At 60.6% G+C, this 22918-nt stretch carries 21 protein-coding genes; 14 read left to right on the top strand and 7 right to left on the bottom strand.

Annotated elements, in window-relative coordinates; all coding sequences use genetic code 11:
* Positions 1–115 precede the first annotated feature (115 nt).
* Positions 116–688, top strand: a complete 573-nt coding sequence (ruvA, locus tag ACFO6X_RS11025) for a Holliday junction branch migration protein RuvA (protein ID WP_382432961.1) — start codon at positions 116–118, stop codon at positions 686–688.
* On the opposite strand, the gene ACFO6X_RS11020 is transcribed toward ruvA, so the two are convergent.
* Positions 685–1521, bottom strand: a complete 837-nt coding sequence (locus ACFO6X_RS11020; RefSeq protein WP_382432959.1) for an IclR family transcriptional regulator — start codon at positions 1519–1521, stop codon at positions 685–687. The genes ruvA and ACFO6X_RS11020 overlap by 4 nt on opposite strands.
* 122 nt (positions 1522–1643) lie before the next feature.
* On the opposite strand from ACFO6X_RS11020, the gene ACFO6X_RS11015 reads away from it, so the two are divergent.
* From ACFO6X_RS11015 to ACFO6X_RS11000, 4 genes are all read left to right on the top strand, one after another.
* Entirely contained in the window at positions 1644–2600 is a 957-nt protein-coding gene (locus tag ACFO6X_RS11015; protein ID WP_382432957.1) for an MBL fold metallo-hydrolase, read from the top strand.
* Between the two features lie 122 nt (positions 2601–2722).
* Positions 2723–4375 (top strand): FAD-dependent oxidoreductase, encoded by a 1653-nt coding sequence (locus ACFO6X_RS11010; RefSeq protein WP_382432955.1) that lies wholly within the window; start codon positions 2723–2725, stop codon positions 4373–4375.
* Positions 4376–4391: 16 nt separating this feature from the next.
* Positions 4392–4652: a DUF2783 domain-containing protein gene (locus tag ACFO6X_RS11005; RefSeq protein WP_382432953.1), complete on the top strand. Its 261-nt coding sequence runs from the start codon at positions 4392–4394 to the stop codon at positions 4650–4652.
* 49 nt (positions 4653–4701) lie between these two features.
* On the top strand, positions 4702–5667 hold the full coding sequence (locus ACFO6X_RS11000; RefSeq protein WP_382432951.1) for a Bug family tripartite tricarboxylate transporter substrate binding protein: 966 nt from the start codon (positions 4702–4704) through the stop codon (positions 5665–5667).
* An 8-nt stretch (positions 5668–5675) separates the two neighbouring features.
* Here the strand turns inward: ACFO6X_RS11000 and ACFO6X_RS10995 are convergent, their stop codons facing one another.
* The gene (locus ACFO6X_RS10995) at positions 5676–7148 is read right to left on the bottom strand and encodes a carbonic anhydrase family protein (protein WP_382432949.1); all 1473 of its coding nucleotides are present in this window, start codon (positions 7146–7148) and stop codon (positions 5676–5678) included.
* 102 nt (positions 7149–7250) lie between these two features.
* Between ACFO6X_RS10995 and ruvB the strand changes: the two genes are divergently transcribed.
* From ruvB to ACFO6X_RS10965, 6 genes are read left to right on the top strand one after another with little or no spacing between them, the layout of a single operon-like run.
* On the top strand, positions 7251–8306 hold the full coding sequence (gene ruvB, locus ACFO6X_RS10990) for a Holliday junction branch migration DNA helicase RuvB (RefSeq protein ID WP_382432947.1): 1056 nt from the start codon (positions 7251–7253) through the stop codon (positions 8304–8306).
* A complete protein-coding gene (locus tag ACFO6X_RS10985) occupies positions 8303–9601 on the top strand; it encodes an efflux RND transporter periplasmic adaptor subunit (RefSeq protein ID WP_382432945.1) in 1299 nt (432 codons plus the stop codon). Before ruvB ends, ACFO6X_RS10985 begins: the two co-directional genes overlap by 4 nt.
* Positions 9602–9612: 11 nt before the next feature.
* A complete protein-coding gene (locus tag ACFO6X_RS10980) occupies positions 9613–10833 on the top strand; it encodes an ABC transporter permease (RefSeq protein ID WP_382432944.1) in 1221 nt (406 codons plus the stop codon).
* Positions 10830–11573 (top strand): ABC transporter ATP-binding protein, encoded by a 744-nt coding sequence (locus tag ACFO6X_RS10975; RefSeq protein ID WP_382432942.1) that lies wholly within the window; start codon positions 10830–10832, stop codon positions 11571–11573. Before ACFO6X_RS10980 ends, ACFO6X_RS10975 begins: the two co-directional genes overlap by 4 nt.
* A gap of 38 nt (positions 11574–11611) precedes the next feature.
* The gene (locus ACFO6X_RS10970; RefSeq protein ID WP_382432940.1) at positions 11612–12760 is read left to right on the top strand and encodes a response regulator; all 1149 of its coding nucleotides are present in this window, start codon (positions 11612–11614) and stop codon (positions 12758–12760) included.
* A gap of 28 nt (positions 12761–12788) precedes the next feature.
* Positions 12789–17570: a PAS domain S-box protein gene (locus tag ACFO6X_RS10965; protein WP_382432938.1), complete on the top strand. Its 4782-nt coding sequence runs from the start codon at positions 12789–12791 to the stop codon at positions 17568–17570.
* Here ACFO6X_RS10965 and ACFO6X_RS10960 read toward each other — a convergent pair.
* Genes ACFO6X_RS10960 through ACFO6X_RS10940 form a run of 5 tightly spaced genes read right to left on the bottom strand, consistent with a single transcriptional unit; the run spans position 17567 to position 21029 of the window.
* Positions 17567–18208, bottom strand: coding sequence for a histidine phosphatase family protein (locus ACFO6X_RS10960; RefSeq protein ID WP_382432936.1), 642 nt, complete (start codon positions 18206–18208; stop codon positions 17567–17569). The two genes, ACFO6X_RS10965 and ACFO6X_RS10960, sit on opposite strands and share 4 nt — an antisense overlap.
* 5 nt (positions 18209–18213) lie before the next feature.
* Positions 18214–19158: a tRNA 2-thiocytidine(32) synthetase TtcA gene (ttcA, locus tag ACFO6X_RS10955; protein ID WP_382432934.1), complete on the bottom strand. Its 945-nt coding sequence runs from the start codon at positions 19156–19158 to the stop codon at positions 18214–18216.
* Positions 19155–19811 carry a lysozyme inhibitor LprI family protein gene (locus ACFO6X_RS10950; RefSeq protein WP_382432932.1) on the bottom strand — a complete coding sequence of 219 codons (657 nt, stop codon included), beginning with the start codon at positions 19809–19811 and terminating at the stop codon, positions 19155–19157. The genes ttcA and ACFO6X_RS10950 overlap by 4 nt, the downstream gene beginning before the upstream one ends.
* Before the next feature lie 19 nt (positions 19812–19830).
* Positions 19831–20202: a dihydroneopterin aldolase gene (locus tag ACFO6X_RS10945; RefSeq protein ID WP_382432930.1), complete on the bottom strand. Its 372-nt coding sequence runs from the start codon at positions 20200–20202 to the stop codon at positions 19831–19833.
* Between the two features lie 29 nt (positions 20203–20231).
* Entirely contained in the window at positions 20232–21029 is a 798-nt protein-coding gene (locus tag ACFO6X_RS10940; RefSeq protein WP_382432928.1) for an SDR family oxidoreductase, read from the bottom strand.
* A 9-nt stretch (positions 21030–21038) separates the two neighbouring features.
* Here ACFO6X_RS10940 and ACFO6X_RS10935 point away from each other — a divergent pair, with 9 nt between their 5' ends.
* From ACFO6X_RS10935 to trxC, 3 genes are all read left to right on the top strand, one after another.
* Positions 21039–22175, top strand: coding sequence for a class I SAM-dependent methyltransferase (locus ACFO6X_RS10935; protein ID WP_382432926.1), 1137 nt, complete (start codon positions 21039–21041; stop codon positions 22173–22175).
* A gap of 30 nt (positions 22176–22205) precedes the next feature.
* The gene (locus ACFO6X_RS10930) at positions 22206–22400 is read left to right on the top strand and encodes a DUF2905 domain-containing protein (RefSeq protein ID WP_382432924.1); all 195 of its coding nucleotides are present in this window, start codon (positions 22206–22208) and stop codon (positions 22398–22400) included.
* Positions 22401–22468: 68 nt separating this feature from the next.
* Entirely contained in the window at positions 22469–22906 is a 438-nt protein-coding gene (gene trxC, locus ACFO6X_RS10925; protein WP_382432922.1) for a thioredoxin TrxC, read from the top strand.
* Positions 22907–22918: the final 12 nt, after the last annotated feature.

The raw sequence follows: 22918 nt of genomic DNA, 5'->3' as shown, positions 1-22918 counted from the left end.
ATATCCGTGGGGCGGCGGTGGACGTCCACAGCACAGCACAGCACATGACCACCATGCCTGTTCCCCAAGCCCAACGCTATGATGCAGCCCCTGTCCTCTAGCACCACAACACCCCATGATTGGACGCCTCCAAGGCACCCTGGCCCAAAAAAACCCACCCCAGGTATTGATTGACTGCCACGGTGTGGGCTATGAGGTAGATGTGCCCATGAGCACCTTCTATCAACTGCCCCATTTGGGCGAAGCCGTCACCCTGCTCACCCATCTGGTGGTGCGCGAAGATGCGCAATTGCTCTATGGCTTTGCCACGGCAGCAGAGCGCGAGGCCTTTCGCCAACTCATCAAAGTCTCGGGTATTGGGCCACGTATGGCACTGGGTGTGTTGAGCGGCATGGGGGTGGCCGATTTGGCCCAAGCCATCACCTTGCAAGAAGGCGGACGGCTGGTCAAGGTGCCAGGCATTGGCAAAAAAACTGCCGAGCGCCTGCTGCTCGAACTCAAAGGCAAACTCGGAGCGGACATCGGCACACCGGCACAGGTCTCTAGCCCCGCACAGACGGATATTTTGCAGGCCTTGTTGGCACTGGGCTACAACGACAAAGACGCCGCAGCCGCCCTCAAAGCACTGCCCACCGATGTGGGTGTGAGCGAGGGCATCAAACTAGCCTTGCGTGCATTGGCACGCTAGCGTTGCACCGCCTCACCCACCAGTCCCGGCCCAGAAGCCCCCAAACGGCGCGAGAGCGACTGCGCCGTTTCACGCAACTGCTGTGCCGCCATGCCCTCCACCCCCACATCTAATGTGGCTACCGGGCCGATGGCCGTCAGGCACAACACCAGACGGCCAAAACCATCAAACACCGGGGCAGCCACAGCCCCAATGCCACGCACCAGCCCCTCGCGCACGGTACTGACCCCCTGCTGGCGAATGGCCCTCAACTCCTGCGCAAACAACGGGTCTTGCAGTGCCTGGGCATCTCCATCGTGTGCCAGCGCCTGCTCGACCTGGGCACGGGGCATAAACGCGGCAAATAACTTGCCATTGGCCGTGTAACGCACCGAGGCCGTGGTGCCGTGGCGCATGGTGACATGCACATCCGCCGGCCCCTGCTCCACTTGGATGATGGTCGGGCCGTGGTTGCCCCAAACAGAAATAGCCACCGTGGCCCCGACACGCAGCGCCAGCCCCGGCAACTCAGTAATCGCCATGCGCACCGGATCTTTCTGTTGCAGGCTGATCAACCCCAACTGCATGGCGAGTGAACCCAAACCGTAGTGCCCCGTGGCAGGGTCTTGCTCTACCAAGCCCAATTTGCCAAAGCTGACCAGATAGGGATGTGCCTTGGCCGCCGTCATGCCAGCCTCTCGCGCCAAGTCTTTGAGCGCCATCGGGCGCCCGGTATGCACCAGCGCCTTAAGCAACTGGCCGCCCACCTCCACACTCTGGATGCCCCGCGATGTACGCGGAGCCACTTCTTCGGGCATGGATTCTGAAAGGGAATGTTCACTGTGCATTGGCATAGCCTCAATTGTGTCTGGATTCGGAGGGTGCGGGTTTCTACCTAATGAAATGAATTCGACTAAAACAAATAATCAACTATCATTGTTCCATTCCATCAAATTCATTTGTTGATAACAAACCCATGAGCACCAAAACTTTTGCCTCTGCCGCTGATCTGGACATCAAGAAGGTGAGCTTCGACAAGCTTTCTGACCATGCCTATGCCTACACCGCCGAAGGCGACCCCAACACGGGCATCATCATTGGCGATGATGCCGTGATGGTGATTGACACCCAAGCTACGCCGGTGATGGCACAAGATGTGATCCGCCGCATTCGCGAAGTGACCGACAAGCCCATCAAATACGTCACCCTGAGCCACTACCATGCGGTGCGCGTGCTGGGTGCCAGCGCCTACCAGCCCGAACACATCATTGCCAGCCAAGACACCTACGACCTGATTGTGGAGCGCGGCGAGTTTGACAAGGCGAGCGAGATTGGCCGCTTTCCACGCCTGTTCCAAAACGTAGAAAGCGTACCGCCCGGCCTGACTTGGCCCACCATCACCTTCACGGGCAAGATGACGCTGTGGCTGGGTAAGCTGGAAGTGCAGATCTTGCAACTGGGCCGGGGCCACACCAAGGGCGACACCGTGGTGTGGCTGCCCCAAGAGAAAATCTTGTTCAGCGGCGATCTGGTCGAGTTTGATGCCACCCCCTACGCTGGCGATGCCTACTTTAAAGACTGGCCGCACACGCTCGATGCCATTGCCGCCCTGCAACCCGAAAAGCTGGTGCCAGGCCGTGGTGCTGCCCTGCAAACACCTGAGCAGGTGCAAGCCGGTTTGGCGGGCACCCGTGCCTTTATCAGCGACCTGTACGAAAGCGTGCAAGCCGGCGCTGCCGCAGGCCAAGACCTGCGCAAAGTGTACGAAGCCACCTTTGCCAAACTGCAACCCAAATACGGCCAGTGGGTGATCTTCAACCACTGCATGCCTTTTGACGTGACCCGTGCCTACGACGAGGCAACGCAATACCCCGACCCCCGCATCTGGACTGCCGAACGTGACGTGCAGATGTGGCAGTCGTTGGAGGGCTGACCTGACCCAGCCCACTCCCCTCCACGCTTACTGATTTTTATCTCCCCTCCCAACGGGCGCGCACGGGTTGCGCAGCCTGCTGGGCGGAGCTTTGCCCTCCCCTCCATGCCCACCAGCACACCATGACATCTGCCCACACCCCCTCTTACCCCTTCCACGGCACCGGTGCCGAGGTACAGGCCATCGAGTTTCCCTACACCCGCTCACCCGATCAGGATGCGGCCCAACCGGTGCAACACCCCATTGTGGTGATTGGTGCAGGGCCAGTGGGCCTGAGCATGGCAATTGACATGGCCCAACGCGGCCACCGCGTTGTGGTGCTGGACAACGACCACCGCCTGTCGATTGGCTCGCGGGCGCTGTGCTTTTCTAAGCGTGCGCTGGAGGTTTGGGATCGCCTAGGCGTAGGCCAACCAATGGTGGACAAAGGTGTGTCGTGGAACCTGGGCAAGGTGTTTTTCCATGACGATCTGGTGTACCAATTTGACATGTTGCCGGAAGAAGGCCACGAGCGCCCAGCCTTTATCAACTTGCAGCAGTACTACTGCGAAGGCTATTTGGTAGAACGCTGCCTGCAACTGCCGCAAATTGACATCCGCTGGGACAACAAAGTCACTGGCATTGCACCCCGCAATGACGGCGCGCTCTTGAGCATTGACACCCCCGATGGTGCCTACCAAATTGATGCCGACTGGGTGATTGCCTGCGATGGGGCACGCTCCACCATGCGTGGTTTGATGGGGCTCGAGAGCAAGGGCCGCATCTTTCAAGACCGCTTTTTGATTGCCGATGTGAAGATGAAGGCGGACTTTCCAGCCGAACGCTGGTTCTGGTTTGACCCGCCCTTTCACCCTGGCCAAAGCGTGCTGCTGCACATGCAGCCCGATGGCATGTGGCGCATTGACTTCCAATTGGGTTGGGATGCCAACCCCGAAGAAGAAAAGAAACCCGAGAACATCATCCCGCGCGTGCAAGCCTTGTTGGGCAAAGACACCGAATTCACGCTGGAATGGGCCAGCGTCTATACCTTTGCCTGTCTGCGCATGGACAGCTTTGTGCATGGCCGAGTGCTGTTTGCTGGCGACTGCGCCCACGGCGTCTCCCCCTTTGGTGCCCGAGGAGCCAACAGCGGCGTGCAAGATACGGACAACCTGTCTTGGAAGCTCGACTGGGTGCTCAAGGGGCGCGCTGGCGTAGAACTGCTGGCCACCTACGGCCCCGAGCGCGAATACGCTGCCGATGAGAACCTGCTCAACTCCACCCGTGCCACCGACTTCATCACGCCCAAGAGCGAGATCAGCCGCCTGTTCCGCGATGCCACGCTCGATTTGGCCCGCGACCATGCCTTTGCCCGGCGCATTGTCAACAGTGGGCGCTTGTCGGTGCCAGCCACACTGCACCACTCCAGCCTGAACACGCCAGACGTTGATACCTTTGCAGGCACGCAGGTGCCCGGTGCCGTGTTGTTGGACGCCCCCGTGCGCCGCAACGGCCAGCCCGGTTGGCTGCTGCGCCAGTTGGGTATGGATTTCACGCTGCTGGTGTTTGGCGAAGTGCCCGCTTGGGCACATGGTCTGCCCCATGTGCAGGCGTTGTCTATCGGACAAGACATTGAAGATGTGCAATGGTTGGCAGCCCAGCGTCTGGACGCCCGGCCAGGCACTGCCTACCTGATCCGCCCAGATCAACATGTCTGCGCCCGCTGGCGCAACCCCACCGAAGCCGCCGTGCGTGCCGCTCTGGCCACGGCCACCGCCACCCCTTTCCAGTCTTGAATTCGGAGTCGCCGCCATGCTCAATACCCAGCCCACCCTGTCGTCATACGATGACTTTTATGAAGCCCTGCTCACCGCCCACCAAGGCCTGACCACAGCGCAAAGCCATGCCATGAATGCACGACTGGTGCTGCTGCTGGCCAACCACATTGGCGACAACGCCGTGCTGGCCCAGGCGCTGCAACTGGCCCGCGGCCAAAGTGCATCCACCGAATCTGCCTCGATGGCCGGGCGTGCAGCCATCACCCCCGTGGCCCCCGTGCACACAGACGTCTGAAGCCCTGCCATACACTGATCCATACCTATTATTCGAGGAGACAAATTTCATGCAACGCAAACACTTCATCAGCTCTTTGCTCGGTCTGGCCCTCGCCGCAGGCACTTTCAGCGCCAGCGCCCAGCAAAAGCCGATTGAATGGGTGGTGGGCTATGCCGCTGGTGGCGGCTCGGACGTAGTAGCACGCACCATTGCCGAAGAAATGGGCAAGAGCATGGGCCGCAGCATCGTTGTGACCAACAAGCCCGGTGCTGGCACCAACATTGCCGCCGAGTACACCGCCCGCTCCAAAGATTACGGCAACACCCTGTTTACTGCCGACTTTGCCACCCTGGCGGCCAACCCTACGCTGTTTAGCAAGTTGGCTTACAACGCCGAAAAAGACTTCCAACCCGTGGGCCTGCTGGTGCGCTTTCCGCTGTTCTTGGTGGTATCCAACAACGTACCGGCCAACAACCTGAAAGAGTTCACCGCTTGGGCCAAGAGCCAGCCCGAAGGTGTGAACTGGGCCTCGGTGGGGCTGGGCAGCCCTCACCATCTGGTGGGAGAGTTGTTCCGCGAACAAAGCGGCCTCAAACTCACGCATGTGCCCTATAAAGGCGCAGCCCCAGCCATCCAAGACGTGATCGGCGGCCAGGTTTCGGCCATGTGGGTGGAAAGCTCCACCGCTTATCCCTTCCTTAATGGCAAGAAGGTGAAAGCGATTGGGGTAGCCAGCCCGCAGCGGGTGCCCACCATGCCTGATGTTCCTACCATCCACGAACAAGGAATCAAGGGTTTTGAAGGCTATGCCTGGCAAGGACTGGTAGTGCCCACAGGCACTTCTAAAGAGGCCACCGGCCAGTTCTCTCAGGCGCTGCAAAGCGCCTTGGGTTCGACTCCAGTCAAGGCCAAGCTGCAAGCTTTGGGCGTTGAACCCATGCCGGGCACAGCCGAGCACATGGCTACGTTTTCACGCAATGAACGCGAAAAATGGGGCAAGATCATTACCAAAGTGGGCGTGAAACTGGACTAAAGTGAGGATCACGGCCCGGCCAGCACTTGGCGCCCATACAGGGGCTGGGGTGGCCGAGCATGGGGCGGCAGCAGAGCAACCAGGCGCTGCCACTGCTCCGGTGCCACGCTGGCGGGGGTTTTGAGCACCAGTCGCAACACGCCCTCTGTGCAAGGGGGCGTGGTGAGAGAGCCGAGGTACTGGTAGTAATGCCGCTCGGCAGGCAACAGGTCATAAAGCTGCAAGTTGCCCGGAGATAACGGCACCCGCTCGCCCGCATGCAACGGCAAATGCCTCCACAACTGGGCCAGAAAGGGGTTGGGTGCCCCCAGCCGCAAAGGCACCGACACCACAGCCCACTGGCTGGTGGGCGCACGGTAGAGCAAGTCCACCGCCATCACCACATTCTCTACGGCGCCAATGCGCTCCTCTGCGGGGTAGTGCATCTGCACGCGTTGCAACTCCCACTCCATGCCACGCAACGTGAGCGTGCTCAAGCCTTGCACATTCAGCTCCAGAGAGCGGCCCGTATGCTCTAACACACCAGTAAACACTTGATTGCCCAGCGGCAAAGACGCCGTAGGCCCAGGCTTTTCTGGTGGCTTAGCCAACTCGATGGGCGATTGGCGCTGGCCGCTGGCACAGGTAGCAAACGATGGATGCAACTGCCCCCAAGCCTGCGGGCCTGTAGGCCCAGCGTAGCCCCAAGGCACCGCCGCCGCATCATCCCACACAGACAAGGGGGAAGGAGAGGGCACTAACACCTGTGCTGCAGCCAACTCGGCGGCACGGTCGGCAGCGTAGCGGCGGCTGGCACTGGCACTGGCACTGGCACTGGCACTGGCACTGGCACTGGCACTGGCACTGGCACTGGCACTGGCACTGGCACTGGCACTGGCACTGGCCTCGGCTGGTGCTGGTGCTGGTGCTGGTGCTGGTGCCTGTGGTGCCTGTGGTGCCACCACAACGGGCATGGGTGCTGGCGCAGGGGCTGCAACCGGCACCACAGGAGCCGCCGTGGGTGGCGTGGTAGATAACTCGATGGTGGGTGGCAAGGGAGTGACCGGTGCCGTGCCCTCTTCTGCCACTGGAGTAGCCGCTGTAGCGGCTGCTGTGGCGGCCAAGCCAGCCGCCGCGGCAGCCGTGGCTTTGTTGCGCCTGCGCGGGGCTGGGGCCGCAACCGGCTGGCCCAACTCCACCGCCAAGGTAGGAATGGTGTAGCGCGGTTCGTTTTTTCCCTTGCCCGAGCGCCCGGTACGCCGGGGCGACGCATGTTTTTGGTTGGTGCGCTCCAGCGCAGCATTGATGCGCTCAATCAACAAAGCACGCTCTTGAGGATTACTCAAGCGCAAGGGTGCTGGCGCTGCAGGCGCTCGGGCAGCAGGAGCCGATGCTGGCTCGGCCGCACCAACAGGGCTGCACAAAGCCACAACCACCAGCATTGCCAAAGCCGGGCAGGTGCAGCGCAAGGCAGGCAGACAGAAAGCAGGGGCGATTTTCATGGCAAGAAAGCGGAGGCGAGCAGGATCACACTTTAACTTGGCTCTGCCAAGTCGGGGGCAGGGAGGCTATAGTTTCGGCCTGCCTTGCCTGCCGGAACCACCGTGACCATCCACACCGACGATTTTGCCCCCGCACCGCCCAAACGCATGGTATCTGCCGCCCCGGTCTCGCCGCAGGAGGAAGCCCTTGAACGTGCGCTGCGCCCCAAAAAACTCCAAGAATACGTAGGCCAAGCCAAGGCGCGCGAACAACTGGAGATTTTTATTGGCGCCGCACGCAAGCGCCAAGAGGCACTAGACCATGTGCTGTTGTTTGGCCCCCCAGGTCTGGGCAAAACCACCCTCAGCCACATTATTGCGGCCGAGTTGGGGGTGAATTTGCGCCAGACCAGCGGCCCCGTACTAGAAAAGCCCAAAGATCTGGCGGCACTGCTGACCAATTTGGAAGCCAACGATGTGCTGTTTATTGACGAAATTCACCGCCTCTCGCCTGTGGTGGAAGAAATCCTCTACCCAGCACTGGAAGACTACCAAATCGACATCATGATTGGTGAGGGGCCAGCGGCCCGCTCCATCAAGCTGGACTTGCAACCCTTCACCTTGGTCGGAGCCACCACCAGGGCTGGCATGCTGACCAACCCACTGCGCGACCGCTTTGGCATCGTGGCCCGGCTAGAGTTTTACACCCCCGAAGAATTGGCACTGATTGTGACCCGCAGTGCGGGCCTGCTGGGCACCCCCATGGATGCTGCTGGTGGCTTTGAACTGGCCCGGCGCTCACGCGGCACACCACGCATTGCCAACCGCTTGCTGCGCCGTGTGCGAGACTATGCCGAGGTCAAAGGCGACGGACACATCACCCAAGAGATCGCCCAACGGGCGCTGGCCATGCTGGATGTAGATCCACAAGGCTTTGACGTGATGGATCGCAAGTTTCTGGAGGCCCTGATCCACCGTTTTGACGGTGGCCCCGTTGGGCTGGACAACATTGCTGCCAGCATTGGCGAGGAGTCGGGCACCATTGAAGACGTGATCGAGCCCTACCTCATCCAGCAAGGCTATGTGCAGCGCACGCCGCGTGGGCGCATAGCAACGTTGGCTGCCTACCGTCACTTGGGCGTAACGCCCCCACAGGGCAATAGCCCACCACAACCATGAAACGCCGCACCATCGCAGCCATTGCGGGCGCACTGGTGCTAGGCGCTGGACTGCTGGCGGCCCTGACCCTGCGAGCCCCCACCGTAGAGGCCGTGCAGGTACAAGCCATGCCACTGGTGCGCACCTTGCAGTTTTCGGCACGGGTGGCCACGTTGTCGCGGGTGGACATAGGCAGCACCATCACCGGGCGCGTACAACAAGTGCAGGTGCAAGAAGGCCAAACCGTGCGCCAAGGCGATGTGCTCATCCAACTAGAAAGCGATGAACTGCGCAGCGCACTGGCCCAAGCCGTGGCCGCCGAACGCCAAGCCCACGCCCGCTTGGCCGGGCTGCGCAGCACGGGCCGCAGCAGCACGCAAGCCACACTGGCCCAAACAGAGGCCACCTTGCATACCGCCCAAGCCACGCTGGCACGGGTGGAGCCGCTGGTGGCCCAAGGCTTCTACAGCACGGCACAGCTTGACGAGGCGCGCCGTGCTGTCGCAGTGGCCCAAGCCCAGCAAAGCAGCGCCCGCGCCCAACTACAAGCCAATGCCGAAGCAGGCAGCGACATTGTGCAAGCCCAAGCACAATGGGAGGCCGCCCGAGCCGCCACCGCCAGCGCACAGGCCCGGCTAGAACAAACCCAACTGCGGGCACCATTGGCTGCCCAAGTGCTTCAGCGCAGTGTAGAGCCAGGCCAGATCGTGCAAGCAGGCAAAGCCCTGCTGCGGCTCGCACTGGCTGGCCCCACCCAACTGGTGGCGCAAGTGGATGAGCGGTTTTTAGATCAGCTCCAGCCCGGCCAGCCCGCCACCGTGGTGGCGGATGCCTTTGCGGCACAGCCCTTTGCCGCACGGGTGCTGTCTATCGCCCCAGCAGTGGATGCCCAACGTGGTGCCATAGAAGTGAAACTGGCCTTGGAACAACAAGCCCCAGCCCACCTGCGTGAAGACATGACGCTCTCGGTCGAGGTAGAAACCGCCCGGCGTGAGCGTGCTTTGGTGCTGCCACTGTCGGCCTTGCAACCCGGTAGCACACCCACTGGCCCCGAAGCCACGGTGCTAGTGCAGCACCAAGGCCAAGCCCAAGCGCGCAAGCTGCGCCTAGGGCTACGCACGCTGGATGCAGTAGAAGTGCTGGACGGCTTGAGCAATGGCGACACCGTACTGCACAGCACCAAGATACAGGCAGGTGAGCGAGTGCAAGCCCGCCCCTTGGTTTGGAAGCCCGGCACAGCCCTCTCGGGCAGCCCGGCAGCGGGCAAAACTGGCGGCGAGGCAGGCTCTGCCATGACCAACGCTATGGGCCGCTAGGCTGCACCGTGATGTGGCTTGGCTTTGAACTGCGCGTAGCCCTGCGTTTTTTGCGCGAGGGCCGAATGCAAACCCTGCTCATCCTGGTGGGTGTGGCCGCTGGGGTGGCCGTGATCGCCTATATCTCAGCCCTCATCAATGGCCTGCAAAGCAACACCTTGGCCAAGACACTGGGAGCGCAAGCCCACATCAGTCTGCGCGCCCCCGACGATGTTGTCACACCAGCGGCCGCCCACCCCAAGGGCACCACCACTGTGAGCGATGTGCAGCCGCGCGCCCAACGTCTGCGCTCGGTGGCCAACTGGCAAGCACTGATGCCGCTGCTGGAACAATGGCCAGGCGTGGCCGGAGTCTCGCCCATGGTGTCTGGCTCTGGGCTGGCGCTGCGTGGCGAGGCGGTGCAATCGATTGCACTGATGGGCATAGAGCTGGAACGCTACGACCGCATGATCGGCCTGCGTGGCAAGGTGGTGAGTGGTACGGCACGGCTGGCACCGGGCGAAGCCATCATTGGCCGCGAACTGGCCCAAGACCTGGGCCTGCGCGTGGGCGACCGCCTGACCGTGCAAACCAGCAGCCTGAGCGAGGCCGTGCGTGTGACGGCATTGGTCGATTTGGGCGTCAAAGACCTGAACCGACGCACCGTGATCGTGCCACTGCGGGCCGCACAGAACCTATTGGCACTGCCCGGTGGTGCAACGGGCCTAGACCTGACGCTGCACGACGTTTGGGTGGCACAGGCTTTGACCGATACCCTGCGTCGCCAGTTTCCGTACAAGATTGAGAGCTGGCAAGAGAACAACGCCCAGCTGGTGTCGGCACTGAACGCACAATCCATCAGCACCCGCATCATCCGAGGGGTGGTGCTGGCCGTAGTGGTATTGGGCATTGCCAGCGTGCTGGTGGTGTCGGTGGTACAAAAAGGCCGAGAAATCGGCATTTTGCGGGCGATGGGCGCCACGCGTGGGCAAATTTTGCGGGTGTTTTTGCTGCAAGGTGCCGTGCTGGGCGCCATAGGGTCGGTGCTGGGGCTGGCTCTGGCCGTGGCACTGATTTGGGTATTTACCCATTTTGTGCGTGGCTCAGACGGCCTGCCACTGTTTATCATCAGCCTGCCGCCGCGCACGGGTTTGCAGGTGGCGCTGATTGCCACGGTCTGTGGCGTGCTGGCTGCCGTGGCCCCAGCGCGCCGGGCCGCTGCACTAGACCCGGCACAGGCCATTCGCCTATGAAGACGTCTTTGCCCATCCCCCCCTCACCCGCTGCAGCCCCCAGCCTGATCACACTGCAAGGGGTGACCAAGCAATACCACATCGGCCAACCCAGCGAAACCGAGGTTCTACACGGCCTGGACTTGCAAGTGCAGCGGGGTGAATTTATCGCTCTCATCGGCCCCTCTGGCTCGGGCAAAAGCACCTTGCTCAATATTTTGGGGCTGCTAGAGCCACTCACCCAAGGCAGCTACCAACTGGCTGGTGAGGCCGTGCAAGGGCTCAACGATGCCGAGCTGACGCTGCGCCGACGCCGCCTGCTAGGCTTTGTATTTCAGTTTCACCACCTGCTGCCTGCATTTTCGGCACTAGAAAACGTCACCCTACCGGCCTTGATGGCTGAAGGCCATGTCAGCGCCCGCGAGCAAGAGCGCGCCCGCAGCCTGCTGGCTGCCGTGGGCTTGGGTCAGGCGCTGCACAAGCGCCCCAATGAACTCTCAGGTGGTATGCAGCAGCGCGTGGCCATTGCCCGTGCCCTCATCATGGAGCCGCCACTGGTACTGGCCGACGAGCCCACTGGCAACCTCGACACCGCCTCCTCCAGTGAGGTGTTTGCGCTGCTGCGGCGCATCCATGCCGAGCGCGGCACCACCTTTATTGTGGTCACCCACGACCCCCGGCTCGCTGCGCGCTGCGACCGGCAGGTGGAGTTGGTGGATGGCCGCATTGCCCGTGATGGCAATCCCACACAGGATGCCTGAACGCACTACGATGCCCACGAGGCCTAGGAGAGCGCACCGTGACCGAAACTGCCCCCCGCACCAAAGCCACCATCCTTGTCGTCGATGACATGCCCGACAATCTGACCTTGATTGCCGGGTTGCTGCGCGGCTTGTACCGCGTGGTGGCAGCCAACAACGGCGAAAAAGCCATCGCCATTGCCCACAGTGAACACCCGCCCGATCTGATTCTGCTCGACATCATGATGCCCGGCTTGTCGGGCTACGAAGTTTGCCAACGGCTCAAGGCCGATGCCGCTACGCGCGACATTCCCATCATTTTTCTCACCGCCATGACTGGCACCCAAGACGAGACCAAGGGGTTGGAGATGGGGGCGGTGGACTTTATTACCAAACCTGTCAATCCACCCGTGGTGCTGGCCCGCGTGGCAACGCAATTGCAAGTCAAGGCGGCCGCCGACTTCTTGAAAGACCAAAACGCCTACCTAGAGGCCGAAGTCGAACGCAGGGGCCAAGCACTGGCGGCCATCCAAGACGTCACTATTTTGGCAATGGCCTCCCTGGCAGAAACCCGCGACAACGACACCGGCAACCACATTCGGCGCACCCAGCACTATGTGCGGCTGCTGGCACAGCACCTGCAAACGCACCCACGCTTTCGGGATTTCCTGAATGACGAGACCATCGACCTGCTGTTCAAATCGGCACCATTGCACGACATCGGCAAAGTGGGCATTCCCGACCGCATTTTGCTCAAGCCGGGTCGCTTCACACCAGAAGAGTTTGAGATCATGAAAACCCACTGCCAATTGGGACGCGATGCCATCCAGCACGCCGAAGACCAGTTGGGCATTCAGGTGGACTTTTTGCACTACGCCAAAGAAATTGCCTACAGCCACCAAGAAAAATGGGACGGCAGTGGCTATCCGCAAGGTCTGGCAGGCGACGCCATTCCTGTCTCAGCCCGCCTGATGGCCGTGGCCGATGTTTATGATGCGCTCATCAGCCGCCGGGTGTACAAAGAAGGCATGCCCCACGCCCAAGCCGTAGAAATTATCTGCCAAGGGCGCGGCAGCCACTTTGACCCCGATATGGTGGATGCCTTTGTGGCCCTCACCCACGAGTTTCAGGCCATTGCCCGGCGCTATGCCGACAGCGATGCCGATCTGGCGCGCAAGGCACAACGCCGCGCCCCTACCCCCACCTAGGGGGCCGACCCAGCGAAAGCACCATGCCATGCCCCCATTGCTGCGCTTCTTTGAACGCCAATCCCTGCGCACCAAACTAGCGACCGGATTTGCCGTATGGCTGGCCTTGCTGATGGTGCTCAATGCCTCCAGCATCCACACCCAGCAGCAATTGCAGGTGCAAATGCAGCAGAGTTACGAGACCGACCTGATAGGCTTGTCGCGCAGCAAAGAAATACAGGCCCAGTCTATTCTGCTCGGGCGTGTGGTGCGCCAAGCCCTGCTGGCAGGCAACGAGTTGCAGCGTGCCGACATGCTGCAACAGATCAGCCAAGTACGCACCAAGGTATGGCAAGAGCTTCATACCTTGCAGACATTGCCACTGCCCCCCCAGACACGGGCAGCCCTGCAACGCTTCCAGGCTGGATACGAGCAGTATCTGCGCCAGCTTGAAGCGCAGGTTCTCCCCCTGTTACAGCAAGGCAAGACTGAGCAGGCCATTGCCCAATTCAACTCCAGTGAGCTCCAACGCATTGGCGTGCAGGCCATCACCGCAGTCAATGAAGTAGCCAGCCAATTGGAAGAGCAAGCCCGCCAAACCATGCTGCAAGTGCAGGTGCGTGGCCGAGAGAGCCTCACCTGGAGCTACCTGCTGCTGGCACTGGGGGCGGTAGTGGGCAGTGTCTGGGGCTGGGTGATGGTGGTCTCTATTCGACGCCCGAGCGAACAGGTGCGCCAAGCCGTGGAACAGTTGGCCCAAGGCCAATTGCAACAACCCATACCGCACACCGGGTGGGACAACGAAGTGGGGGCCATGGCCCGCGCCGTGCAGGTATTGCAGCAAGGCGCGCAGCAGCGTGAAATCCAAAGTTGGGTCAAAACCCACCTGTCCAACTTAGCGCAAAACCTGCAAGCTGCGGCTGACCTGCAAACCTTGTCGCAGACCCTATTTCGTGAGCTGGCACCACTGGTGCAATTGGGTTACGGCGTTCTCTACCAGCACGAAGAAGACCTGCAACGGCTGCGCCTCTTGGGCTCCTATGCCCATCGTCAGTGCCCCCCTTTGCCCTCCTATTTAGCCTTGGGCCAAGGCCTGCTAGGCCAGTGCGCTATCGACCGCAACCCCATCGTGCTGCAACCCCCGCCTGGGCACTATGTGCATATCGGCTCGGCCCTGGGCGATGCCACGCCCTGTGCGGTGGCCATCCTACCGGTACTGCACAAACAACGCCTGTTGGGGGTGCTGGAGTTGGCACTGCTCGACCCCATCAGCGCCCAAGAACAAACCCTGCTCGATGACCTGATGCCACTGCTGGCTATGAACATCGAAATCCTAGAGCGCAGCCTCAGTACCAGCCAACTGCTCAACGAGACCCAGCGCCAAGCCCAAGCCCTGCAAGAGCAAGCCGTGACGTTGGAGGAGCAGGCCGTAGAACTCGAAGCCCAACAAAACAGCCTGCGCGACACAGAAGCCTGGTACCGCAGCATCATTGAATCAGCGCCAGATGGCATGCTGGTGGCCGACGACAACGACACCATCCTGCTCGCCAACCCACCGCTGGAAGCCATGTTTGGCTACGCTCCAGGCACGCTAGTTGGGCAGTCGATTGAACGGCTACTCCCCGTGGCCCTGCGCGACACCGCCGAAACCGACCACCCGCCCCCCTGCGACACACAGGGCAACAGCAGCCTGCAATGGAATGGTATGCGCCAAGATGGCCGCGTGTTTCCTGTAGAGGTTGGTTTGTCTACACTGCCCGCCGTGGGCGGACGCCGTGGCAGCCTGTGCATGGCCGTGCGCGACATCAGTGAACGCAAAGCCGCCGAAGACCGGCTGGCCGCACTGGAAGAACACAGCCGCCTGATTTTGGCCTCCGTCAACGACGGCATCGTAGGTTTAGACCTGCAAGGGCGGCTGACCTTCGCCAATGCGGCTACCACCACCATTTTGGGCTACACCGAAGCCCAATTGCTCGGCCAGCCCATACACCCGTTGCTGCACCACAGCCACGCCGATGGCAGTGCCTACCCCATTGACGAATGCCCCATGCGGCTTACCACCCAAGATGGACAAGCACGCAGCACCGACGATGAAGTGCTCTGGCACCAGAACGGCACACCCATTGCGGTGGAATACACCACCCAACCCACCTGGAAAAACGGAGAACTGGTTGGCACCGTGATGGTGTTTCGCGACATTACCGAACGCAAGAGGGCCGAACAGGCATTACTGGACGAGCGTGCCCGGCTGCAAAGCATCCTAGACCGCAGCCCGATTGGCATAGCCTTTAGCACCCAGGGGCGGTTTCGCTTCACCAACCCACAATTCACAGCCATGTTCGGCAGCCGGGTGGGCGATGCCGCCAAAGATATTTATGTGGATGTGCAAGACCGCGCCCGCATCAGTGATGCGCTACAACACGGTGAGGTGGTACATGGCCAAGAAATTCGCATGTATGACAAAGACCACCACGAGCGCAACATGCTCACCAGCTTTATGCCCATTGTCTACGACGGCGAGGAGGGCATTCTGGGCTGGCTGCTTGACATCACTGAACGCAAAATGGCCGAAACGGCTATTGTGCGGGCCAAAGAAATTGCCGAAGAGGCCACCCAAGCCAAGAGCGATTTTTTGGCCAACATGAGCCACGAAATCCGCACCCCCATGAATGCCATCATTGGCATGTCGCACCTGGCGCTGCAAACCGCACTCGACAAACAGCAGCGCAACTACATTGAGAAAGTGCACCGCGCTGGTGAAAGCCTGTTGGGCATCATCAACGACATTCTGGACTTCTCCAAGATCGAGGCGGGCAAGATGAGCATGGAAGTCATCGATTTTCGCCTCGAAGACGTGATGGACAACATGGCCCACCTGATCGGTATAAGAACCGAAGAGAAGGGGCTAGAGCTGCTGTTCAGCGCCGCGGACGATGTTCCTACTGCGCTGCGCGGTGATCCGCTGCGCTTGGGCCAAGTGCTGATCAATCTGGGCAACAATGCCGTCAAATTTACCCAAACGGGCGAGATCGTACTCGGCATCGAGAAACTGTCAGCCAACGCCGATGGCGTGGAGTTGCACTTCTGGATTCGAGACTCTGGCATTGGCATGACGCCCGAACAATGCGCCAAACTGTTCAAGCCTTTTACGCAAGCCGATGCCTCCACCACACGCCGTTACGGTGGCACCGGGCTGGGGCTGGCCATCTCGCGCACGCTGGTCGAAATGATGCAAGGCCGCATCTGGGTCGAGAGCGTATCCGGCCAAGGCTCCACTTTTCACTTTACCGCCCGTTTTGGCCTGCAAGCCGACCCCATGCCCCGGCGCATGTGCAGCGCCGAAGAGTTACACGGTGTGCGCCTGCTGGTCGTGGATGACAACGCCGTGGCGCGCGAGATTCTCTCTGCTATGGCGCGCAACTTTGGCATGGAAGCACACACCGCCTCCAGTGGCAGCGAAGCCCTGACCCAAGTGCAACAGGCCGATGCCCAAGCCCAACCCTACGATTTGGTGCTGATGGACTGGAAGATGCCCGCCCAAGACGGTGTGGAAACGGTGCTACAGATTGAACAAACCCCCTTACGACAGATGCCCACCATCATCATGGTGACGGCTTTTGGCCGCGAAGATGTTCTGAGTGCCGCACAAGCCCGTGGCGCACGGCTCAACACTGTGCTGACCAAGCCGGTCACTTCGTCATCGCTCCTCGAGGCCATTGGTCATGCCCTCAACCGCTGCAAAATGCCCGAAACCCGTGCTGCCGTGCGGGCCGACAACCAGCGTGATGCCATGACCCAACTGCAAGGTGCACGGGTACTGCTGGTAGAAGACAATGAAATGAACCAAGAACTGGCGCTGGAGCTGCTGCGCCATGCAGGCATGGAGGTCGTGCTGGCCAACCACGGCCAAGAGGCGCTCGACATCTTGGCCCACGACAGCCGCTTTGATGGCATCTTGATGGACTGCCAGATGCCCGTGATGGATGGTTACACCGCCACCCAAGAAATACGCAAAAACCCCGCATGGAATGCCATTCCCGTTTTAGCCATGACTGCCAATGCGATGGCTGGCGACCGCGAAAAGGTGCTGCAAGTCGGCATGAACGACCATATTGCCAAACCACTCAATGTGGGCGAGATGTTTGCCACCATTGCCAAGTGGGTGCATCCACAGCCGCCCGCTGGCACCACAGCGCCAGCCACTGCTCCCCAGCCCAATCCACTGCCAGCCCACCACAGCATGGCGCTACCCGCCTTGCCCCACATTGATGTGCAGGCCGGGCTGGCCACCACGATGGGCAACCAGACCCTATACACCCGGTTGCTGGGCAAGTTTCGTGACAGCCAAGGCGATTTTGCCAACCAGTTTGCCAGTGCGCGCCAGAGCTCCGACCCGGAGGCCGCTACCCGTGCCGCCCATACCCTCAAAGGCACCGCAGGCAATATTGGCGCCAAGGGCGTGCAAGCTGCCGCAGCCGCCCTAGAACAAGCCTGTCGCGAAGCAGCACCGGCTGCTCGCATCGACACGTTGCTCACTGCCGTGCTCGAGCAACTGACGCCCGTGCTGGCAGACTTGCAAACGCTGGCCCCCCCCACCACCGCCCCAACGCCCGTGTTGGCACACCACCTATCCCAGCTCACACCGGATCTGGAACGGTTGGTTCAGCTGCTGCAAGACAATGATGTGGATGCCGATGTGGTGCTCGAAGCTCTGCAACGCCAAGCCAGCGGTACCGCCTTGGCCCCCGTGCTGGACAAGGTTGCCCATGCGCTGGCCGCCTTTGACTTTGATGCCGCACTGGCAGTGCTACGGGCGGCCACCGCCCCTTAAACGGTGGACTCGTCGCGGGTGTTGTTGGCGTCCAGATGTTGGGTATCGGCCCAACCCACCAGCGTCAGTCCCTCAGGAGTCCAAAGCAGACGGTTGATAGCGGCATTGGTCAACATCCAAGTGCGTGGTGCTTGCAGGTCTTGGCCGGTGGCTAGACGATACAAAATGTCCATCACGCCACCGTGGGCCACCAATACCACCAGCCCGCCCAAGTGCTGCTGCGCCAAGCGGTTGGTGGTGGCTGCAATGCGTTCACGCAATTGCAGCAGGCTCTCGCCGCCATCGGCGGCAAAATGTGGGTCGCGTTGACGCCAGCGCCGAGCCTGCTCGGGGTGGCTGACCTCTACCTCGGCAAAGGTACGGCCCTCCATGTGACCGAAACAGCGTTCACGCAAACCCGGCTCGGGCGTCAACGGGGCGCCGGTCACATCGGCCAAGGCCTGTGCCGTGGCTTGGGCACGTTGCAAATCACTGGCATAAATGGCCGTGATGGGCTCGGCAGCCAGCGCGTGCGCTACCTGACGGGCCTGCCAATGGCCCACCTCATTGAGTGGGATATCCAAATGGCCCTGAATGCGCGAATCCACATTCCAAGCGGTTTCGCCGTGGCGAATGGCAATCAATCGGGTGGCTTGCATCGCACTTAACCTATCTGCACCACTTGCACCCCCGGCAAGTTGGAGGGTGCTGGGAATTCTTCGGTATCAAAGGCTTTGTCGCCGTTGTCATCGGCAATGCCTGTGGCTTGGGCGTTGGCAAAGTCAAACAGGCGGCCATCCAACAAATGGCTGGGCACCACGTTTTGCAAGGCGTTGAACATATTTTCGATGCGGCCCGGAAAGCGTTTATCCCAATCGCGCAGCATTTCACCCACCTGTTTGCGTTGCAGGTTTTCTTGGCTGCCACACAGGTTGCACGGAATAATCGGAAAATTGCGGTGCGCGGCCCAACGGCTGGTGTCTTTTTCTGCCACAAAAGCCAGCGGGCGAATCACCACATGCTTGCCATCGTCACTGACCAGCTTGGGCGGCATGGATTTGAGCTTGCCACCAAAAAACATATTGAGCAGCAGCGTTTGCAAAATATCATCACGGTGGTGGCCCAAGGCGATTTTGGTCGCCCCCAATTCATCGGCCACCCGGTACAAAATGCCCCGGCGCAGGCGACTGCACAGGCTGCAAGTGGTTTTGCCTTCAGGGATGATGCGTTTGACAATGCTGTAGGTGTCTTCGTTTTCAATATGAAAAGGCACCCCCGTGCTGCGCAAGTAGTCGGGCAGTACGTGCTCCGGAAAACCGGGCTGCTTTTGGTCAAGGTTGACAGCCACCAAGTCAAAATGGATGGGTGCCCGCGCCTTGAGCTTGAGCAGGATGTCGAGCAGCGTAAAACTGTCTTTGCCACCCGACATACACACCATGACCTTATCGCCTTCTTCGATCATGTTGTATTGCACGATGGCCTTGCCCGTTTCACGGCACAGGCGCTTTTCTAGCTTGTGCGTTTCGCGTTCAATTTTGTGCGCCTTATCTGCGCTGGGGGCCGTAGGCAGTTCGCCCGTCCAGTGGCCAGTTTCCAAAGAGTGGTTCATTTTTTCCGGTAATCCCCAATAAAGGTGACGTTCAATCCACCACAGCCTGATTCTTCCTGTACCACCAAGCCGGTAGCGGTCAGTGCGATGGTGGCGTTGCAGCCATCCAAGTCGAACAGGGCTTTGCCCGCTTTGATCTGCCCTACGCCTTCAATTTCACCCGTATGCACCTGCCCTTGGGCCGCGTTAGGCCCAAGCCAAACGGCATGGCCGGTGGCAAACACCTTGTTGCCATGCAACCCCATCAGCATGATCTCGGCCGAGTCGTTGTCGCGCACCCCGTTGATAAAGCGCACATAGCTGCCATGCCAGCGAGCCGCAGGGGTTGTGCTGCCCGCTACGGCATCGAGCATCTGAATACGGGTGTTCATAGCCTGCGTCAGGCAGGCAGCCGTTGTGCAGCGAGACACCTCGCCGTTTTTCAGCCAATCACGCTGCCACTGGCGGATGGTGGATTTAGCCCCTGAGCGCGCTAGTGCGTCTTTATAGGAGGCATCCAATTGCTCATCCAGCGCAGACAACTGAGGGTCGGCACAAATCATTCTTTCTTTGGCCGAACGGGCCAAAGCGCAATCAAAGCTGGCTGCTTGGGCCAGCCCACCCAGACAGAACAATGCAGTCCACAAGACCGTGGGGCGCAGATATTTTTTCATAAGGGGCGGTTGGGTTGGTTTACCACTGTCCAGTTTCCACGCGAATGGCAACCTCGCAGTCGTCAAAAATTTCGAGTTTGGCAATTTTGACGCGCACGCCCAACACACCGGGCAACAGCATCAGCCGGTGCGCCAGCTTGCCAATCAGGCTTTCGAGCAGGTTGACATGCTCGGCGGTACATTCGTCGATGATGATTTGGCGCACCTTGCGGTAGTCCAATACATGGGCAATGTCGTCGTCGCGCGGGCGCAGCGGTTGGGTGCCCAAATTGAGTTCAGCATCCACCTGAATGGGCTGGGGTGCGGTTTTTTCGTGGTCTAGGATGCCCAAATTGGCGTCAAAACGCAATCCGGTCAGGGTCAGAATATGGGTGCCTGCGGCGTTGTACATAGTAGAAGATCAAGGCGTGCGCCGCCGGGTTACATCAGCGAAAAATCGCGCTCAAATTTCATCAAATGCTGGCCGCCATCCACCAACAACGTGGTGCCAGTGATAGAGCGGTTCTCCAGCGCAAACTGCACCGTGGCCGCCACATCTTTGGGGGTAGACGAGCGCCCCAGCGGGCTCAAGCGGTGCAGTTGTTCAAACTTTTCTGCCGTCAAAAAGGGGCTGGTGAGGGTCAGGCCCGGTGCAACCCCCACCACGCGCAGGCGCGGTGCCAAGGCCAGCGCCAGCATGGTGTTGGCGGCCTCCAACGCCGCCTTGGACAGGGTGTAGCTCAAAAAATCTGGGTTTTGGTTCCAGAGTTTTTGGTCTAGCAAATTCACCACCACGCCCTGCACTGGCACCTCGCCCGCTGCGGCCCGTGCCTCCAAGTGCTGGTGTAGGGCTTGTGCCAACAGAATGGGGGCCGCCGTGTTGCTGCGCAGGTGCCGCTCCAACGCGGCAAAGCCGAAGTGGGCAGCATCATCGTGTTCAAACAACGAGGCACTGTTCACCACCGCATCCACGGTGCCAAAATGGGCAGCTACCTGCGGCAGCAGGCTGCGCACAGCGGCTTCGTTGTCAAAGTCGGCAGCAAAGCAGGCACTGGCCACGCCCAAGGCTTGGCAGGCTGCCACCGCATCGAGTGCCTCAGGGGCCGAGCTGCGGTAATGCACCGCCACCTGCCAACCTGCCGCAGCCAGCGCAAGGGCAATCTGGCGGCCCAAACGCCGGGCTGCGCCAGTGACCAGCACCGTGCGAGGTGGGGCGCAAGAGGGAGAAGAATCAAACATTCAGAGACAATGCAGACTGTGAGCACAGAACACCCAAGTTTAACGACCGCCCTGCACCAGCACATCGTGCAGGCCATTCAATCTGCTGGCGGCTGGATTGGCTTTGACCGCTTTATGGCGCTGGCGCTGTACACGCCCGGTCTGGGCTACTACGCCAACGACAGCACCAAGTTTGGCACGCTGCCGCAATCGGGCAGTGATTTTGTAACGGCCCCAGAGCTGTCACCGTTGTTTGGTCAAACGCTGGCCGTGCAGGTGGCCGAAGCGTTAGAGCACACCGGTACCCACGAGGTTTGGGAGTTTGGTGCAGGCTCTGGCGCGCTGGCACTGCAACTGCTCGACACTCTGGGCGATGCCGTGCATCGCTACACCATCGTCGATGTGTCAGGCAGCCTGCGCGCACGCCAGCAAACGCGGTTGGCAGCCCACCAAGATAAAGTCCGTTGGCTCGATACCCTGCCTGCACAATTGGAGGGCGTGATCGTGGGCAATGAGGTGTTGGACGCCATGCCCGTGCAATTGCTGGCCCGCCACGGCGGCGCACAAGATGGCGTGTGGCATGAGCGCGGCGTAGCACTGGACGAAAACGGCCGCTTTGTCTGGGCCGACCAGCCCACCACGCTGCGCCCGCCGGTAGAGATTGAAGGCCCGCACAACTATCTGACCGAAATCCATCCACAAGCCGAGGCTTTTATCCACACCTTGGGTGATCGCCTGACCCGTGGCGCGGCCTTCTTGATCGACTACGGCTTTGGCGAAAGCGAGTATTACCACCCACAGCGCCACATGGGCACGGTGATGTGTCACAGGGCGCACCAATCCGACGACAACCCACTGGCAGACGTGGGCCTCAAAGACATCACGGCCCATGTCAACTTTACGGCGATAGCGTTGTCGGCACAAGACCAGCCCTTGCCCGAAGGCATGGGCTGGAGCGTACTGGGCTACACCACACAAGCACATTTCCTGATCAACTGTGGCTTGGCGGCCCGGATCGACCAACAACCACTGGCCCAACGGGTACAGGCGGCCAAGCTGATCATGGAGCACGAAATGGGGGAACTGTTCAAAGTGCTGGCGCTGTGCAAAGGCCAACCTTGGGAGGCCATCGGTTTTGTCCGTGGCGACCGCACCCACCGGCTTTAAGCAAAGCCACGCCCCCATCCCTCACCTCCCATGATCCGCTGGCTGATCGTCCTTTTTCTGGCACTGGTGTTTATCAACGGACTGGCCCCTTGGTTACGCAAGCTGGGACTGGGGCGGCTGCCAGGCGATTTTTCCTTCCGACTGTTTGGCCGAGATTGGTTTATTCCGCTGGCCAGCACCGTATTGCTGAGTGTGCTGCTCAGTTTGGCAGTCAAATGGTGGTAACAACAACTTGAATTGGGCCCCTGGCGGCCCGATCTCAGAGCACATCTGTTCCTGTCCGAAAGCCTGCCATGACCCAAGCCCTGCATATTGTCTGCCCGCACTGCCACACCACCAACCGTGTACAGGCCGTGCATTTGGGCAGCGCCCCCGACTGTGGCAGCTGCCATCGGCCCTTGTTCATGGGAGAACCCTTGGCGCTCGATGCCCACAGCTTTGCCCGCCATGTGCAGCGCAGCCATCTTCCGGTGCTGGTGGACTTTTGGGCGCCTTGGTGTGGCCCCTGTCGCCAAATGGCCCCGGCCTTTGCCCAAGCCGCGCGGCAGCTAGAGCCGCAACTGCGCCTGGCCAAGCTCGACACCGAAGCACATCCTGAGGTGGCAGCGCCCTACCACATCCGCAGCATCCCCACGATGGTGCTGTTTTCAGGGGGGCAAGAGCTAGCGCGCATCTCTGGCGCCCTCAGTGCCCCAGACATCGTGCGCTGGGTGCAGTCGGTGCGGCCCTAAAGCGCAGGACAC

The organism is Giesbergeria sinuosa, from assembly GCF_042652905.1.
Taxonomy (GTDB): domain Bacteria; phylum Pseudomonadota; class Gammaproteobacteria; order Burkholderiales; family Burkholderiaceae_C; genus Simplicispira; species Simplicispira sinuosa.
The sequence above is the reverse complement of the archived record's forward strand: the minus strand, read 5'-3'. Positions and strand labels throughout refer to the sequence as shown.

Excerpts from the sequence above, each read along its gene's own strand:
- ruvA (WP_382432961.1), top strand. The coding sequence starts at position 116 with ATGATTGGACGCCTCCAAGGCACCCTGGCCCAAAAAAACCCACCCCAG.
- ACFO6X_RS11020 (WP_382432959.1), bottom strand. The coding sequence starts at position 1,521 with ATGCCAATGCACAGTGAACATTCCCTTTCAGAATCCATGCCCGAAGAA.
- ACFO6X_RS11015 (WP_382432957.1), top strand. The coding sequence starts at position 1,644 with ATGAGCACCAAAACTTTTGCCTCTGCCGCTGATCTGGACATCAAGAAG.
- ACFO6X_RS11010 (WP_382432955.1), top strand. The coding sequence starts at position 2,723 with ATGACATCTGCCCACACCCCCTCTTACCCCTTCCACGGCACCGGTGCC.
- ACFO6X_RS11005 (WP_382432953.1), top strand. The coding sequence starts at position 4,392 with ATGCTCAATACCCAGCCCACCCTGTCGTCATACGATGACTTTTATGAA.
- ACFO6X_RS11000 (WP_382432951.1), top strand. The coding sequence starts at position 4,702 with ATGCAACGCAAACACTTCATCAGCTCTTTGCTCGGTCTGGCCCTCGCC.
- ACFO6X_RS10995 (WP_382432949.1), bottom strand. The coding sequence starts at position 7,148 with ATGAAAATCGCCCCTGCTTTCTGTCTGCCTGCCTTGCGCTGCACCTGC.
- ACFO6X_RS10985 (WP_382432945.1), top strand. The coding sequence starts at position 8,303 with ATGAAACGCCGCACCATCGCAGCCATTGCGGGCGCACTGGTGCTAGGC.
- ACFO6X_RS10980 (WP_382432944.1), top strand. The coding sequence starts at position 9,613 with ATGTGGCTTGGCTTTGAACTGCGCGTAGCCCTGCGTTTTTTGCGCGAG.
- ACFO6X_RS10975 (WP_382432942.1), top strand. The coding sequence starts at position 10,830 with ATGAAGACGTCTTTGCCCATCCCCCCCTCACCCGCTGCAGCCCCCAGC.
- ACFO6X_RS10965 (WP_382432938.1), top strand. The coding sequence starts at position 12,789 with ATGCCCCCATTGCTGCGCTTCTTTGAACGCCAATCCCTGCGCACCAAA.
- ACFO6X_RS10960 (WP_382432936.1), bottom strand. The coding sequence starts at position 18,208 with ATGCAAGCCACCCGATTGATTGCCATTCGCCACGGCGAAACCGCTTGG.
- ttcA (WP_382432934.1), bottom strand. The coding sequence starts at position 19,158 with ATGAACCACTCTTTGGAAACTGGCCACTGGACGGGCGAACTGCCTACG.
- ACFO6X_RS10950 (WP_382432932.1), bottom strand. The coding sequence starts at position 19,811 with ATGAAAAAATATCTGCGCCCCACGGTCTTGTGGACTGCATTGTTCTGT.
- ACFO6X_RS10945 (WP_382432930.1), bottom strand. The coding sequence starts at position 20,202 with ATGTACAACGCCGCAGGCACCCATATTCTGACCCTGACCGGATTGCGT.
- ACFO6X_RS10940 (WP_382432928.1), bottom strand. The coding sequence starts at position 21,029 with ATGTTTGATTCTTCTCCCTCTTGCGCCCCACCTCGCACGGTGCTGGTC.
- ACFO6X_RS10935 (WP_382432926.1), top strand. The coding sequence starts at position 21,039 with ATGCAGACTGTGAGCACAGAACACCCAAGTTTAACGACCGCCCTGCAC.
- ACFO6X_RS10930 (WP_382432924.1), top strand. The coding sequence starts at position 22,206 with ATGATCCGCTGGCTGATCGTCCTTTTTCTGGCACTGGTGTTTATCAAC.
- trxC (WP_382432922.1), top strand. The coding sequence starts at position 22,469 with ATGACCCAAGCCCTGCATATTGTCTGCCCGCACTGCCACACCACCAAC.